Raw genomic sequence first — 16,021 nt, 5'->3', positions numbered from 1 at the left:
CAGGCGAATTCCAGAAATGGAACAATTAAAACAAGAAGTAGCAGCATGGTGTAGTGAACGTAATGCTAAAAATTTATCAATAGATTGGCAATTCACAACTGCAGATGCACGTATAAAATTACATTCACTTTATCCAAAACTTGAAGGTTGATTAAATATAAACATGAGAGCTACGCTCCACTAGTTGGAAGAGCTGAGAGTATTCATTTGCAGCGAAAGTGGCGATAGAGCTTCAGCTCTTACACCACCGGACGTGTTGAAGACTCGCGGGTTTTGCGAGGCTTCAACCGAGGCTTGAGACCGCTCTTTGGCTCGAGCCGCTCCGCGCAGCAATTGAATACTCTCAGCTCTGGAAACGTCAAGTCAAAAAAACATTTAGATTAGAGTGAATCTAAACCGAATATAAGATATATTTAAAGAAGTAAGTAAAGCGAGGTCATTATGTCAGAAATCAAATGGAATGAATTTTTGATACCATATTCACAAGCAGTAGACGAATTAAAAATCAAATTTAGAAATTTGCGTAAGGAATTTCTGGAGAAGAACGAACATTCTCCCATCGAATTTGTGACTGGTCGTGTTAAGACTGTCGACAGTATCAAAGAAAAGATGCGTCGTCGTTTTATTAATGAAGATTTATTAGAACAAGATATGCAAGACATAGCGGGAATTAGGATTCAATGTCAGTTTGTTGAAGATATTTACGATGTTGCTAAATTGCTTCATATCAGAGAAGATATGCGAGTAATTGAGGAACGTGATTATATTGCCAACAGTAAGTCGAGTGGTTATCGCTCATATCATGTGGTGATTGAATATCCGATTCAAACTGCTAGTGGTCAGAAGAAAATTTTGGCGGAAATTCAAATAAGAACTTTGGCGATGAACTTCTGGTCCACAATTGAACATTCTTTGAACTACAAATATAAAGGTGATTTTCCCGAGGAAATCAACGAACGGCTTAAGCGAGCTGCGGAGGCTTCATTCATGCTGGATGAGGAAATGTCTAAAATCCGCGAGGAGATTCAGGATGCTCAACAATATTTCACCGATCGAAAGCGTGATATAAATAACTCAACGGAGCACGATAAATAATGAAATTATGGATTAATAATAATAGTAAAGAAAAATCAGTTGCTGCGGCTAATCAATTGCGTAGTAAATTGCTTGATGCTGGTCTAGTTTTGGATCGTCGGGATCCACAATTGGTTATTAGTGTTGGAGGCGATGGAACGCTTCTGAGTACTTTTCACGCTTATGCAGCCCATTTGGACAGTGTTAAATTTTTAGCTCTGCATACAGGTCACTTGGGGTTTTATTCGGACTGGACCGACACTGAAATTGATGATTTGGCTAATCGAATCATAGAATGTAAGGACAATATTCCTTCCACAAGTTATCCACTTTTAGATGTGATGGTCGAAAACAAAGAAGGATCACTATTCCATGGTATCGCGATTAATGAAACCGTGGTCAGGCGACTATCTTCGTTGACGATGAAGGCTCGAGTTGACCTAGATAAAGAATTTTTTGAAAGTTTTCGTGGCGATGGACTATGTTTTTCGACGCCAACTGGTTCAACTGCGTACTCGAAGTCAATCGGTGGGGCACTAATTCATCCCAAGATCAGTGTCTATCAAATGATTGAAATTGCTTCGATCAATAACCGAGTTTACCGGACAATTTCGTCGCCAATTATCATTCCTCACAATCAACAAGTCGATCTTTATCCACAGACGGCGGACGATTACGTCATTAGTTGTGATGGAATTACGACAAAACTGAAAAATGTCAGAAAAATTACCATTAAATTGAATTATCAACGTGCACAATTTGCACAGTACCGTCACCGTCACTTCTGGACTAGAGTCGAGACAGCTTTCTTAGGACAAGATGAACAAAAATAACCGGATCATGAAGTTCACAATTGGTGATGATGATAAGAAAATTATCCGTAAGTTTTTAGTCCAACACGAATTTTCTTCCAGTCAATTGCACAATTTAAAGAACAAAGGCGGATTGATTTTCGTTAATCATAAGCAACGTCACTTTGATTTTAAGATGAAAATCGGCGATGTGATCTTGATTGTTATGAATGAAGAAGAACCCTCAGATTTGATTGCACCAATGCAAGGACCCGTTGATGTTATTTTTGAGGATAATTATTTATTAGTTGTGAACAAGCCACCGGGGATCGCTAGTTTACCCGCCAAAGCTAAGTCTGGAAAAACGATGGCTAATTTGGTGAAAGGTTATTTGTTGAATAAAAAAGAAAATCCGACAATTCACTTGGTAACACGATTGGACCGCAACACTTCTGGCCTGATGGTTTTTGCCAAGACTTCGTATGCCCATTCGTTGCTAGATCGAATTCTTCATAAGGAAGATTTTCAAAAATTCTATCTAGCGATGATTTATGGTCAAGTACAACCAGAAAATGGGTTAATTGATTTGCCAATTGGAATTGATCCAAGTGCCTTTTATATGCGCAATATTGACTATAAAAAGGGGAAACCGTCCCAGACTGTGTATGAAACTGTGGAAAAGTTTTCGACGGGTAGTTTGTTGAAACTGAAACTGTTAACAGGACGGACGCATCAAATTAGAGTTCACTTAACTGCAATTGGTCACCCAATTATCGGCGACGATATGTACAGTGGAAAAGTTGATTCACGAATAGATCGACAAGCACTGCATTGTTATCGGTTGAATATTGTTCATCCTGTGACCAAGCAGTTATTAAAACTTCAAGCACCATTGCCAGCTGATATGGTAATGTTAATGAGTGTGTTAAGGGGTGAGAAGAATGGATGAGAACGAAAAAAGACTGCAAGATAAATTTACGCAATTAAAGGGTTATCTTGATAATGGTGATAAGAAACGCTTTCGAAAAACTTATTTGGATATGCATTTTTATGACCAGAGCACTTTCTATCTTACGTTGAATAAGGCTGAACGTGTAACGTTATACTCAATTCTGGAACCAGATGAAATGGGTGACATGTTTGATACTATTGAGGATGATAATCCTGAGATTCCAGGATTGTTAAAGGAAATGGATCTTGGATATGCCTCCAAAATGTTGAACGATATGTATGATGATAATGCGGCTGATGTTTTGGAACATTTGAATAAAGTCGATGTTGACCGATTCCTTGAACAAATGCCAAATAGCGATGCTAACAATCTGCGCGGACTGTTGCATTACGATACCGAGACGGCCGGTGGTATTATGACCACGGACTATGTTAGATTTTATGAAGAAGAGAAGGCTGCTTCAGCGATTAAGGCGTTGAAAGGCTATGCTCATACAGCTGAAACAATTTATTACTTATATATTTTGGATCATCACGATGATTTAGTCGGCGTTATGTCGTTGCGTGATTTGATCTTGCTTGATGATAACGATACATTGGGCGAAAAAATGAATAGCGATATTATAACGGTCAATGTTGATGCAGAACAGGCAGAAGTTGCTCAAGTCTTTAGAGATTATGAATTCTTAGCCGTTCCCGTTGTTGATCACTCCAATAAATTAGTGGGTATTGTTACTGTTGATGATGTTATTGAAGTTATCGATGATGAAGCCCAACAAGATTACTCTGGTTTGGCCGGTGTTAGTATGGACGAAACCAATAATGACGGACCATTCAAGGCGGCCTCAAAACGATTACCTTGGTTGATTACGTTGCTATTACTGAGTATGATCACTGCAACATTGATCAATCATTTCGAAGGATTATTGGCAGAAGCTAGTATTCTAGCAGTTTTCATTTCGACAATCACCGGTACAGCTGGTAATGCAGGTACCCAAAGTTTGGCCGTAGCGGTTAGACGATTAGCAGTTGAAGAAATTGATCGCAATGATTTTTTGAAATTGATTGGAAAAGAGTTAGTAACAGGCTTCGTGACAGGTTTGGTAACTGGGATTTCCGTATTCATGTTAGTTGGAATTTGGAAACATAATTTTGTTTTAGGAATGGTAATCGGTTTAGCCATGTGCGCCGCCATTACCGTTGCCAACTTAGCCGGAAGTTTAATTCCAATGTTGATGTCAAGTTTTGGCTTCGATCCAGCTGTAGCTAGTGGGCCATTTATTTCAACTTTGAGTGATTTGACATCAGTTTTGATTTATTTCAGTATTGCAGGGATGTTTATGCAGTATTTTGTCAGAACATAGAACAAAAAAGGAGTTGCCCTTGTGTAGCTTGTTTTGAGACTTAGCTTACCAGCGATAAAAATGACTGAATATCTAAAGGTTGAAAGTTTAGTTAATTATGCCGTCTCCAGAGCTGAGAGTATTCATTTGCTGCGCGGAACGGCCCGAGCCAAAGAGCGGTCTCGGACCTCGGTTGAAGCCTCGCAAAAACCGCGAGTCTCCAACTCGCCCGGTGGTGTAATTGCTGAAGCAATAACGCCACTTTCGCTGCTAATGAATACTCTCAGCTCTTCCAACTAGTTTATTTTTTTTTTAGCGGAATAGTAGAATAAAGACTTCTGCTTATTTAAATAAATTAGCTCTAAGCCTGTAATAATAAGGGTTAGATTAATTTATCACCTTTCAACCTTCAGCTGAATATACAAAAAATAGGTTCGAATTCAAATGGGAAACATTATATCCCAAAAGAATTCGAACCTATTTAATTTTATCTAAAAACGGTTAGTTATTAATTCCATCAATAATTTTGGTGCCGTGTAATTCTTTAACACCGAGTTTTTCCGATATGGTATCAACATTTTCAAAATTAACACCACCACCAGGTAAAATTAAAATTCTACCGTCAGCGTAATCAATATACTTTTTGATATTATCCAAAGTCATATCGATTGGAGTAGTCAATGGGCCACCGTGAGTCAAAATACGATCAACATCGTGGTCAACTAACCAGTCAATAGCATTTTTTTTGTTATCCTCAGCTAAGGCATCAAAAGCCATATGGAAGACGATTTGCATGCCAGCGGAAGCCGCAATCAATTGTTCCATAGCATCTTCGTCAATATCGCCATCAGCAGTCAATGCACCAAAGGCAACAGCGTCAACGCCCAATTTTTGAGCCTCAAACAAGTCAGCTTCCATCATTTTGAGTTCAAGGCCGTTGTAAACAAAATTTCCACCACGAGGACGAATCATTTCGACTAGTGGCACCGATTTTTCTTGAAGGTATTTAGTGGCCTCTTGCAAGACACCATGGCTGGGAGTTGTTCCTCCAACAGCCAAATTATCGTTTAATTCGATTCGATTAGCACCTTTTAAAACAGCGGTGGGAATCTTAGTAAAGTTTTCTACAGCTACTTCTTTAAAGATAATAGTCAACCCCTCTTCATTGTTGTGGTTACATTCTAACAAATATTGTTGTAAAAGTCTGATGTTATGTAAATAAGCTCTTTTTTTGTCATTAGAAATCTAAAGTTTAGTTAAATATGCCGTTTCCAGAGCTGAGAGTATTCAATTGCTGCGCGGAACGGCCCGAGCCAAAGTGCGGTCTCGAACCTCGGTTGAAGCCTTACCAAAGCCCGGTAAGTCTCCAACACGCCCGGTGGTGTAATTGCTAAAGCAATAACGCCACTTTCACAGCAATTGAATACTCTCAGCTCTTCCAACTAGTTGGTTTTTTTATGAAAGGAATAATAAAACTAAAACAAAATTCCTGATTATTTATATAAATTAACTCTAGGCCGGTAACAACAATGGTTATATTAGATTTTCGATCTTTAGTTAGTATAATAATTTTGGTTTCATTTTTCATCGTATTGAATAAATTTATATTAGATTATCTGATCGAATATAAATTTAGTTTTAGAGGTATAACTGTGAGCTTGAAAAATTAATGAGAGACCCAGATTTTTAAAAATACAAGAGCATCCGGTTGACCACGATTGATGGCAGCAGTGGAAGTGATGTTAGGGCTTTAGCACTTACATCACAGGACGACTTTTGAGACGTGGTCTTCGGCTCAAAATCGAGGGTCGAGACCGTACTTTGGCTCGAGCCGGTCCCACAGCAGGCATCAATCGTGGTCAACCGGATGCGGCAATTACAGAGACAACAAAAAAAACGCCCCAAGGGACGTCCTTAATAAAGACTAAGCAACCATAGCTTTGATACCAAAGTAAGCAACAACTACAATAGCTAAAATAATTCTGTACCAACCAAATGCTTTAAAGTCATTACGTTTGATGTAATCAAGTAAGAACTTGATTGAAGCGTAAGCAACGATAAATGAGACCAATGTACCAACTAGCAAGATGATTGTTTGACTACCAGTAAAGACGTTGCCTTTCATAAAGTACTTAACAATCTTCAACAAACTAGCACCAAACATAGTTGGGATAGCGAGGAAGAACGAGAACTCAGTGGCAACAAATCTTGATGTACCAACGGTCATACCACCTAAAATAGTAGCTCCGGAACGTGATGTACCAGGTACTAGCGAAAGGACTTGGAAGAGTCCAATTTCTAAGGCAGTTTTGTATGAAAGACTTTCTAAATCAGCTGTTTGAGGCCGTTTATTCTTCAACCAATTTTCCACGATAATGAAAAGTACACCGTAGATAAACAGTGTGGCAGAAATAACTTGCCAGCTTGTTAAATGGGCATCCATCCAGTCATTCAATGGCAATCCGATAATTACTGAAGGTAATATAGCGACTAAAACTTTAAACCAAATACTCCAAGTTTGACTCTTCTCACGATGATTTTTCTTAGGTGAGAAGGGATTCAACTTGTGAAAGTAAATAAGGATAACCGCTAAAATGGCTCCGAATTGAATAACTACCATGAACATGTTGATAAAAGCCTTTGATTCATTCAATTTAATGAATTCATCGGCTAAGTACAAGTGTCCAGTTGAACTGATAGGTAGAAATTCCGTAAAACCTTCGATGATACCTAAAATGATGGTTTTAATAATTTCAATGAGCATGATTGATAATTCTCCTGATTATATTTGGAAACTAGATAAAGTGTACACAAGTACACTCCGGAATAGCAACGTTATTGTTCAAATTAGTCAAAATTCCTTTGTTAGGATTGCGTTTTAAAATGCTCAAGTCATTTGAATCTTGGTTAGCTGCAATGACATATTGTTCTGAAGGATCAAGGTCAAAATCTCTAGGACCGTTGCCAGTAGCGACTGAGCTGAGTTTTTTGAGGCGGTCACCATTCGGATCAACGCTGAACGTTGTAATTGTGTCGGCACCACGAGTTGAAGCGTATAAGAACTTGCCGTCCTTGCTAATTCTGATAGCAGCAGTAGTATTCTTTTGCTCATCTTTAGCAGCATCAGCTTCGTCAACTAGCGTTAAACGGGCTGTTTCGGCGTCGTATTGCATTACAAGCACCTTTGATGATAGTTCACAAGCAACGTAAACAAAAGGCTTTGTAGGGTGGAATACTAAATGTCTAGGAGCATAACCAGAAGGCGCAATGTAATTGTTCATTAATTTTGGTTCTTTAGGGTCGTCAATATTGTAAATATAAATTCGATCGGCACCGTAATCACAAATAATTAATTTTCCATCAGGTGTCAAAGCACTGAAATGAGGTTTCGATTGATCTTGTTCAACACGAGGGCCATGACCTTCAAATTTAACTTCTGAGTAATGTTCAATCTTGCCATCAGCTGTTAAATGGTCAATCTTAACTTTGCTCAAGTGGAAATAGGCACTGAAAATCAAGCTACGACTGGGGTCAAATTTAACATATGAGGGTGAAGTTGTTTCAGAATAATCTTCGTCCAAAAGTTTTGGTTCGTCGCTAGAAATATCATAGACAACGATACCGCCACGGTCACCTTTTTTAGCAAGAGCAATTAATTTCATATCGTTAGTTACATCGATATAAGTAGGCCCATTTAATTCAACCAGGGCCTTAGGAGCGGTTAGTTCACCATTGTCAGAATTAAATTCAGCAGAATAAACGCCTTTTCCAGCATTTTTGGTGTAGCCACTAAAGAGAACTTTTTCAATCATTATCGATTCCTCCAAATAATGTATAGTATTATAATATACAGTATAATCTTACTATAAAAATTTGGGGTGCAGTTTATGAAAGAAACGCCAGAGAGAAAAAAGAGTTGGTTTTACAAATGGTTTCTCGATAACCAGCTAACGGTGATTCTGATTAACATTTTTTTGATATTTTTGATTATCTTTTTATTTTCGAAAATTAGTTTTGTTTTCGATCCATTGGGCCAGATTTTAGGAATAACGATGCCACCAGTAATTTTGGCGCTGGTGTTGTACTACTTGATCAATCCGTTAATCAATGTGTTGGAAAGTAAATTTCATGTTAATCGAATTATTTCGATAACTTTTGTCTTTATTATTATTTTGGCCTTGTTGATATGGGGCGTCATGTCCTTGATACCATTCGTTCAAAGTCAGGTCGATTCGTTGGTTAAGAATTGGCCACAATATTGGAATTCTCTAAACAAGAGTTTACAAAATATGTTTTCTGATCCCAAGCTTCATTTGGTGAAAGATCGTCTAGTTCAAACAAATACCAGCATAACAAAGAGCTTTGAAAAATCGATGGATCAAATTTTACCACAGACAATGAACAATATTAGCTCAGCTGTTAGTGTTTTGACTAATGTAGTCGTAATTTTGATGACTGCACCGTTCATCTTATTTTTCATGCTAAAAGACGATAAAAAATTTAAAGAATCTGTGATCAAGTTTGTTCCTGATCGTGTAAAAGTCTCAGTTGGCGATATGCTATCAGAAATTTCGCAATCACTAAGCTCTTATATTACTGGTCAATTGACCGTAGCATTTTGGGTAGCAGTGATGTTTTTCGTTGGTTATCTCATCATCGGTCAACGTTATGCATTGATTTTAGGGATTGTCGCTGGAGTTTTGAATCTGATTCCATATATTGGCTCAACTTTAGCATTGGTTCCTTCACTCGTAATTGCGGCGTTTATTGCACCATCAATGGTCTTGAAAGTTCTGATAGTCTTTGCGGTTGAGCAAACAGTGGAAACACGTGTTATCTCGCCAATCATTGTCGGTAACAAGATGCAGATGCACCCGGTAACGACTATTTTGGTATTACTGATCTCAGCCGGTATGTATGGACTGATTGGTATGATTGCTGGTATTCCAATCTTTGCTATTTTGAAGATTATTTTCACCAGAGTTTTCAATTGGTTCAAACGTAATTCTAGCTGGTATAGCCAGGAGGAGTTGCTGGAGACAAAGGAAAGTAACGACTCTGATAACACGAAAACTTCTGAAAAACTTCATAAATAATTCAAAAATTCATTGTATAGACCGGATATATCGTATATACTAACTAGTGAGTTTTGTGTGTTATTTGTTTTTCTCAGAAGTGATTTTGACAAAAGCAAGTAAACAAGAGGCTAAACTAGCGCATGTCCTTGCTGTGGTTGTCACCGAGGGTATGCGCTTTTTTTGTTTTTACATTTTGATATCTGTCGTTTCCAGTAGTCTCAAGTACTTCACTGGTGACCTCCGACTGGTTTTATTTACATCTTAGATGTATTTCTTGTTAGTCAAAAAAAACTGCTTTTATATGATAAATGTTATATATGTAACGCATGGTGTTATTTGATAATTTATTACAAATATCCCATCAGTTGTATCATGAAATTTAAAATAGGCTGTATATAAAAGAAATTGGATATTTTTATATTAAGTTAATAACGATTAACTAGTCGGAAGAGCTGGGAAATATTTGTGTGCCGTGGAAGTTCGAGATCGTACTTTGGCTCGGACCGTTCCGCACAGCTAGTGAATATTTCCCAGCTCTGTAGACGGGATATTTAACGGTTGGATAAAAGATCAGATAACATTAAGTTAATTAATATTGTTCAGAATAATAGAACAGACCAATAAAAATAGCCATAGTTGGAAAGGATATTCACCTGTAGTGAGGCTTGATATTTATTTTGAATCAAAACGGCCTTCACACCAAGTGAAATTCTCTAGCCACTTTCGGCTGCAGGAGAAGAAATAAATGACTAATCATATTGCACTATACGAACCATTGATGCCAGCTAATACTGGTAATATTGCTAGAACTTGTGCAGGTACTAATACTAAATTGCACTTGATCCGCCCACTTGGATTTAATACTGATGATGCCCATATGAAGCGTGCTGGACTTGATTATTGGGAAAAAGTTGACATTACGTATCATGACAATTTGGATGAGTTCTTGAAGTCAGTACCTGATGACAAGTATCTTTATTTGATTACTAAGTTTTCCGATAAGGTTTACAGTGACCAAGATTTAAGCGATACTTCAGTTGATCACTATTTCTTATTCGGTAAAGAAACAACTGGCTTGCCTGAAGACTTTATGCGCCGTAATCCAGAAAAATGTTTGAGAATTCCAATGAGTGATAATATCCGTGCTTTAAATCTATCTAACAGTGCTGCTTTAGTTATTTATGAAGCTGTGCGTCAACAACATTTTGCTGGACTAGAATTAAGTCATCACTATGATCACGATAAATTAGACTAGGGGTAGAGAATATGAAAATTACAAAAGGTGAAGTTAGTGTTCAATCATTTCACTATGACGTTGAAGCACCAACTGCTGATGCCAAAACAGATTTAAATATCAATATCGAACATCCTGATTTAAAAGATGAAGATGGTCAACCTTTGAATGAAGATGAAGGTAAGATTTTACAAGTAGTAGTACCTTTCGAAATTCATATGGCAGATGCACCATTTAAAGTTTCCGGATTAATCGGTCAAGTAGTTCAACCAATTGGATTCCATGGAGAAATTCAGGATCTCGATGGCAAGCAAGTTCAACAATTATCACGTTCAGTTGTTGAATATATTGAAACACTGACTTATCAAGTTACTGCGGTAACGTTGAATCACGGAGTTTCATTGAATTTTACCAATCATGCGGAAATTAAACCGAATGAAGCGGTTGAAGAATTAAGAAAAAACGAAGATAAAAAAGAAGATAAGTAATAAGTGGCCAAGGTTCCATAGATAGAGGAAAAATCTCTAACAACCGGAGTCGGCGACAAAATATAAACAGTCCATTAGGGCTGTTTTTTTTAAGGCACAAAAAAGGTATAATTTTAGATGATTACTTTTTAAATTCATGTGAGGTACTTATGGTTAGAAAAAAGGCAAGTGCAACGCCTAGAAAGAAGAAAAAAACAGTTAATAATTCACGGCTGATTCGATCATTAGTTAGTTTGCTGTGGATTATTCTGTCGGTTTTAGGGTTATTTAAATTCGGCCTTGTGGGTAAAACGTTCGATAATTTGTATCGAATTCTTGTCGGTGACAGTTATCCAGTTCTGTTGATTGTCAGCATCTTTGTTGGTGCCGTTATAATCGCTACGGGACGAATACCCGTTATGACGCCGAAGAGGAGTTTTGGCCTGCTATTTATATACTTAGGCTCATTGATTATTTTACACGGCATCTTTTTCTCGAGTATGTCGTTATATCACAACTATAATCTGGTCACATGGAATACGTTAGCGGCTGATATGACTCAAGTGTCGGTTGATGGATCAGTCGGTGGGGGAATGATAGGCTCGTATTTATACAGCTTTTTCATGCCAATGTTTTCTAGTGTTGGAACTTATTTTGTCACGGCGTTATTAATTTTTATCGGTATCTTAATGATGTTTAACGTAACGATGAAACAGGTTTCTATCACGACAACCGACGTTTTAGTTAAATTCAAACATTTGGCTATCAAGGTTAAAAACGTGTTATCTGGTCACTATAGTAATTATGTTGACCAACGTAAATCGACTAAGACAGAGACTAAAACAGTGCCTAAATCAAGTTATCAAGAATCTGAGGTTACACGTGATGGGGATAAGATTGCCGATGGGTTGAGTAGTTTCAAGAATCATAACGAGAAGCCTGAGGAAGATTTCAAAATTGAAGGTGTTCAAACTCCAAGTGCCCCAGTAATGCCCGATTCAAATGAGGCTAAAACAGCTGAGGTAGTTTCTAAACCCTATGGAATTGATGGCTCCAAGGATAAGGACTTACCAGATCCTGTCAGTACTAGGAGAACTGATAGCGTAGCTAATGACGATGATTATAAACTGCCTACAACGGACTTGTTGCAGCAGGTTCCCCAAACTGATCAGACGTCTGAGGTTCACTTGATTGAAGATAATAAAGATACATTGCGTCAAACTTTTAAGAGTTTTGGCGTTGATGTTGAAGTTAAGAAGGCTAGTCTGGGACCAACTATTACCAAATATGAGGTTCAACCAGCTGTTGGTGTCAAAGTAAGTAAAATCGTCAATTTAGCTGATGATTTAGCGTTAGCTTTAGCAGCGAAGGATATTCGTATCGAGGCCCCAATTCCAGGGAAACCTTTTGTTGGAATCGAAGTCCCTAATAAGACGGCCTCGACGGTTTCCTTTAGAGAAATCACGGAGAAACAAAAGGATAAGACTCATCCATTGATTGTTCCACTTGGTAAAGATGTTTCGGGTAACATTATTGAAGCTGACATTACAAAAATGCCCCATTTGTTAATTGCTGGTTCAACTGGTAGTGGTAAATCAGTTGCCATCAATACTATCATTACGGGTATTCTAATGAAGGCCAAACCCAATGATGTTAAATTGATTTTGATTGATCCTAAGATGGTTGAATTAAATGTTTATAACGGTATTCCTCAACTCTTGATTCCAGTTGTCACAGATGCCAGAAGGGCTGCCGGTGCTTTACAAAAGGCAGTTAAAGAAATGGAACGGCGTTATAAACTCTTCGCTGAAACGAGTCATCGTAACATTGGCGAGTACAACGATGATGTTGATAAGTTCAATAAGACCGCATCAGATGAGGATAAAATGGAACGTTTGCCATATGTCGTCGTTATAGTCGATGAGTTATCCGATTTGATGATGGTAGCAGGGCATGAGGTGGAAGCGGCAATCGTTCGTTTGGCCCAAATGGCCCGTGCAGCTGGATTGCATATCATTATTGCAACGCAACGTCCTTCAGTTGATGTTATTACTGGTCTTATTAAGGCCAATATCCCTTCTAGAATTGCATTTGCTGTTTCTAGTGGTATTGATTCAAGAACAATTTTGGATTCTGTTGGTGCTGAAAAATTACTCGGACGTGGTGATATGTTATTCCAACCAATCGGTAAGAGTAAGCCTGTTCGACTTCAGGGAGCTTATATTTCCGAATCTGAAGTTGAGAATGTGGTTAAATTTGTCAGTGATCAACAAACCGCTGAGTATGATGAAGATATGATTCCAACCGATGTTGATGAAGGCGGATCAGATGGGGATAAGCCAGAGGATGAATATTGGGACGACGCAGTGGAATTGATTGTTAAGCAACAGTCAGCCAGTGTTTCCATGCTTCAAAGAAGATTTGCCATTGGATACAATCGTGCTGCACGCATGGTTGACGAGATGGAAAATCGGGGTATCGTAGGACCTTCAGAGGGTAGTAAACCAAGAAAAGTATTGATTACACCCGAGCAACTTGAAACAATTAGAAAAAATCAGGTGAAAAATTGAGAAAAACACTAGCAAAGAATATTTTCTTAAATATCAATCCAATAAAAAAATTTCGGACAATCAAGATTCAAATTGATTTTCTTCGGCCATTAAACAAAGATGAAACAACAGCTCGACGTTTGTTGGCTAACGTTATGTCTAATTCGACTAAGGATTATCCCAGTTTTCGAGCGATAAATGACCGTGAAATGGAACTTTATGGTTCAGAGATCAACGTCTACACACGCAATCTGTTGAATTTTAATGATTTAGCTTTTAGCGTAGAATTCGCTGATCCTAATTTTTTGCTGGATGGCAAGACACAACTCAAAGATAATCTGGATTTGCTTGGTGAAATAATCTTCAAGCCCAATTTGGCTGGTGATAAATTTGATGAGACTGCTTTTGAAACTGAGAAACGTAATCTAATGTCAAACTTGATGTCGATTGAGGATAATCAAGATTTGGTCAGTTCGCTTGGCATAGCTAAGCTAATTTATCGTGATAATCCTGATCGTCAAATGCCAATTTTTGGAACTATCGAGGAATTAAAGGAACTCACGAATGCAGAATTACTCAAAACCTATCAAGATGTCGTTCAAAATGATGCGGTAGTTATTAACGTTGTCGGGAATGTTGATGAAGACGAGTTCTTGGCGGAATTAAATGACAGTATTTTTGAAAGTAAATTGCAAAATGACCGTGAAGATTTAAAAATTGAGTTTGAAAAATTCGATGACTTGATTGCTAATCCTGCCAATCAGATTGATCACAAGCATCTCAATCAGAGTCGAATTTCTTTGGCTTATGCTACTAAAGGTGTATCCAAGGATTTCAATCGTATGGCTCCACAAATTATGAACCTGATCCTTGGTGGTGACGACCAATCGCAACTATTTTTGCAGGTGAGAGAAAAGAATAGTTTGGCATATTCCGTATCCAGTGTTTATCAACCAATCAGTCATCTGGTCATGATTCAAGCTGGACTCGATGCTGACTCAGTTGATAAGGCGTTGGATTTGATTAATCAGCAAATTAATTTTATCAAGCAAGGCAAATTCACCGATGCACAGGTTGAACATGCTCAGAAAGTGATGTTGACACAACGCAAGATTTCTAGCGATACGATTCAGCATTACATCATGCGTAGTATTTGGGAGACTGTCTATCCTAAGACTTTATTGACTGATGCCCAGTTCCAAGCTGAATTGGATAATTTGGACAAAAAACACATTGCAAGTGTGGCAGATCATATGTACGCCATTGCTCAGTATCAATTGATTGGAGATTAGGATGACAGAGAAATTAGAGAAACAAACAAAAAAATTAACTAATGGTTTGCAGATCAGCGTGGTTCCTTTGGCCGGATTCAGTCAAGTTTATGGGTTAGCAATGACAAACTTTGGTTCTGTCGACACTAAGACTGGAAACAAGACATTGCCATCAGGAATTGCTCATTTTATTGAACACAAGTTGTTTGCTAAGCCGGACTATGATATTTCGGAAAAATTTGCTAAATATGGAGCTAATTCTAATGCCTATACGAGTTATACAAAGACCGGTTACTTATTCCAAACTTTAGAAAACCCTTATGACAACTTAGAAGTTTTGTTGGATTTGATTCAACATCCATATTTCACTGAAAAGAATGTAGCATCTGAGCGTGGAATTATTGACCAAGAAATTCAGATGTATTTGGATATGCCTGAGTGGGTTTTGGAACAACGGATGCTAGGACAACTGTATCCCAATGATCCAATTGCTGAAGATATAGCCGGTTCTAGTGCTACCTTGCAACAAATAAACCATGAGAATCTATTAGAAACCTATCGTCAAAATTATCGTCCTGACAACATGGACATCGTGTTAGTTGGTGATGTTGAATTTGAAAAGGTAGAAAATGTAATTGAGAATTCTGATTTTCAGACAATTGATCAACCATATTCAAAAACTTTCAATAAATTTGAAAAAATTGGTGCTGGTGGACAGGAAACTATGGACATCACGCAAGCACGTTCAGCTTATGGAATTCGTATCGATACTGAAATGACCGGTTATGATTTGGTTAAGAAGCAATTTGAACTGAATATGGTTATGGAAACTTTAATTGGCGAATCGTCTAAAAATTATCAAGAAATGAGTCGTTTAGACTTAATTGATGATAGTTTTTCTTATAATGTTGTTGCAGAAAATAACTATTGTTTTATCATAATTAGTGGGTCTACTAATAATCCTGAAAAATTTCAAGAATATTTGCATGATCATCTTTCTTATAAAGAACTCAAAGAAGTTTTGACTGACGCTAAATTCGAACGTATCCAGCGTGATGCAATTGGATCTTACTTGTTTGCCCAAAACTCTCCTGAAGCGATTGCTAATCAAATGGCTGAGTTATATTTTTATGATGTTGATTATTTACAATTGATTCATATGATCGATTCAATAAAAAAAGATGACGTATTAGAAATTTCTGATAAATTTTTACAAGATGATAATTGTACCTATTACAATCTTTTGCCGAATAGGAAGTAAAA

13 protein-coding genes and 1 pseudogene are annotated in these 16,021 nt (G+C 37.6%); 11 read left to right on the top strand and 3 right to left on the bottom strand.

What is annotated here, in order from left to right:
* The 5 genes and pseudogenes from FFM71_RS13625 to mgtE form a co-directional block, all read left to right on the top strand.
* Positions 1-151: pseudogene (locus FFM71_RS13625) on the top strand (IS630 family transposase); the annotation flags it as partial.
* A gap of 290 nt (positions 152-441) precedes the next feature.
* Positions 442-1,095, top strand: a complete 654-nt coding sequence (yjbM, locus tag FFM71_RS08340) for a GTP diphosphokinase (RefSeq protein ID WP_137611715.1) — start codon at positions 442-444, stop codon at positions 1,093-1,095.
* A complete protein-coding gene (locus FFM71_RS08335) occupies positions 1,095-1,907 on the top strand; it encodes an NAD kinase (protein ID WP_137611714.1) in 813 nt (270 codons plus the stop codon). Before yjbM ends, FFM71_RS08335 begins: the two co-directional genes overlap by 1 nt.
* The gene (locus FFM71_RS08330) at positions 1,894-2,814 is read left to right on the top strand and encodes an RluA family pseudouridine synthase (RefSeq protein ID WP_137611713.1); all 921 of its coding nucleotides are present in this window, start codon (positions 1,894-1,896) and stop codon (positions 2,812-2,814) included. The genes FFM71_RS08335 and FFM71_RS08330 overlap by 14 nt, the downstream gene beginning before the upstream one ends.
* On the top strand, positions 2,807-4,180 hold the full coding sequence (gene mgtE, locus FFM71_RS08325) for a magnesium transporter (RefSeq protein WP_137611712.1): 1,374 nt from the start codon (positions 2,807-2,809) through the stop codon (positions 4,178-4,180). The genes FFM71_RS08330 and mgtE overlap by 8 nt, the downstream gene beginning before the upstream one ends.
* A 480-nt stretch (positions 4,181-4,660) precedes the next feature.
* Here the strand turns inward: mgtE and FFM71_RS08320 are convergent, their stop codons facing one another.
* The 3 genes from FFM71_RS08320 to FFM71_RS08310 all read right to left on the bottom strand — a co-directional run bounded on the left by FFM71_RS08320 (position 4,661) and on the right by FFM71_RS08310 (position 7,971).
* Entirely contained in the window at positions 4,661-5,305 is a 645-nt protein-coding gene (locus tag FFM71_RS08320) for a copper homeostasis protein CutC (RefSeq protein WP_137611719.1), read from the bottom strand.
* A 778-nt stretch (positions 5,306-6,083) separates the two neighbouring features.
* Positions 6,084-6,923, bottom strand: coding sequence for an undecaprenyl-diphosphate phosphatase (locus FFM71_RS08315; protein WP_137611711.1), 840 nt, complete (start codon positions 6,921-6,923; stop codon positions 6,084-6,086).
* Between the two features lie 31 nt (positions 6,924-6,954).
* On the bottom strand, positions 6,955-7,971 hold the full coding sequence (locus tag FFM71_RS08310) for a lactonase family protein (protein WP_137611710.1): 1,017 nt from the start codon (positions 7,969-7,971) through the stop codon (positions 6,955-6,957).
* Positions 7,972-8,046: 75 nt separating this feature from the next.
* Between FFM71_RS08310 and FFM71_RS08305 the strand changes: the two genes are divergently transcribed.
* From FFM71_RS08305 to yfmH, 6 genes are all read left to right on the top strand, one after another.
* Complete coding sequence (locus FFM71_RS08305) at positions 8,047-9,255, top strand: AI-2E family transporter (RefSeq protein WP_137611709.1); 1,209 nt, start codon at positions 8,047-8,049, stop codon at positions 9,253-9,255.
* A gap of 727 nt (positions 9,256-9,982) precedes the next feature.
* Positions 9,983-10,492, top strand: a complete 510-nt coding sequence (gene trmL, locus FFM71_RS08300) for a tRNA (uridine(34)/cytosine(34)/5-carboxymethylaminomethyluridine(34)-2'-O)-methyltransferase TrmL (protein WP_137611708.1) — start codon at positions 9,983-9,985, stop codon at positions 10,490-10,492.
* An 11-nt stretch (positions 10,493-10,503) separates the two neighbouring features.
* Positions 10,504-10,959, top strand: coding sequence for a DUF1149 family protein (locus FFM71_RS08295; protein WP_137611707.1), 456 nt, complete (start codon positions 10,504-10,506; stop codon positions 10,957-10,959).
* A 149-nt stretch (positions 10,960-11,108) separates the two neighbouring features.
* On the top strand, positions 11,109-13,508 hold the full coding sequence (locus FFM71_RS08290; RefSeq protein ID WP_137611706.1) for a DNA translocase FtsK: 2,400 nt from the start codon (positions 11,109-11,111) through the stop codon (positions 13,506-13,508).
* Positions 13,505-14,779 carry an EF-P 5-aminopentanol modification-associated protein YfmF gene (yfmF, locus tag FFM71_RS08285; RefSeq protein WP_137611705.1) on the top strand — a complete coding sequence of 425 codons (1,275 nt, stop codon included), beginning with the start codon at positions 13,505-13,507 and terminating at the stop codon, positions 14,777-14,779. Before FFM71_RS08290 ends, yfmF begins: the two co-directional genes overlap by 4 nt.
* A 1-nt stretch (position 14,780) precedes the next feature.
* Entirely contained in the window at positions 14,781-16,019 is a 1,239-nt protein-coding gene (yfmH, locus tag FFM71_RS08280) for an EF-P 5-aminopentanol modification-associated protein YfmH (RefSeq protein ID WP_137611704.1), read from the top strand.
* The last annotated feature ends 2 nt before the right edge of the window (positions 16,020-16,021 follow it).

Origin of the sequence: Companilactobacillus huachuanensis (assembly GCF_005404815.1) — a bacterium.
Classification (GTDB): Bacteria; Bacillota; Bacilli; order Lactobacillales; family Lactobacillaceae; genus Companilactobacillus; species Companilactobacillus huachuanensis.
Note: the sequence above shows the minus strand (reverse complement) of the source record. Positions and strands in the feature narration are given on the sequence as shown.

Coding starts and splice junctions, on each gene's coding strand:
- FFM71_RS08330 (WP_137611713.1), top strand. CDS start 1,894: ATGAACAAAAATAACCGGATCATGAAGTTCACAATTGGTGATGATGAT.
- FFM71_RS08335 (WP_137611714.1), top strand. CDS start 1,095: ATGAAATTATGGATTAATAATAATAGTAAAGAAAAATCAGTTGCTGCG.
- FFM71_RS08305 (WP_137611709.1), top strand. CDS start 8,047: ATGAAAGAAACGCCAGAGAGAAAAAAGAGTTGGTTTTACAAATGGTTT.
- FFM71_RS08315 (WP_137611711.1), bottom strand. CDS start 6,923: ATGCTCATTGAAATTATTAAAACCATCATTTTAGGTATCATCGAAGGT.
- FFM71_RS08295 (WP_137611707.1), top strand. CDS start 10,504: ATGAAAATTACAAAAGGTGAAGTTAGTGTTCAATCATTTCACTATGAC.
- mgtE (WP_137611712.1), top strand. CDS start 2,807: ATGGATGAGAACGAAAAAAGACTGCAAGATAAATTTACGCAATTAAAG.
- FFM71_RS08310 (WP_137611710.1), bottom strand. CDS start 7,971: ATGATTGAAAAAGTTCTCTTTAGTGGCTACACCAAAAATGCTGGAAAA.
- yfmH (WP_137611704.1), top strand. CDS start 14,781: ATGACAGAGAAATTAGAGAAACAAACAAAAAAATTAACTAATGGTTTG.
- yjbM (WP_137611715.1), top strand. CDS start 442: ATGTCAGAAATCAAATGGAATGAATTTTTGATACCATATTCACAAGCA.
- FFM71_RS08290 (WP_137611706.1), top strand. CDS start 11,109: ATGGTTAGAAAAAAGGCAAGTGCAACGCCTAGAAAGAAGAAAAAAACA.
- trmL (WP_137611708.1), top strand. CDS start 9,983: ATGACTAATCATATTGCACTATACGAACCATTGATGCCAGCTAATACT.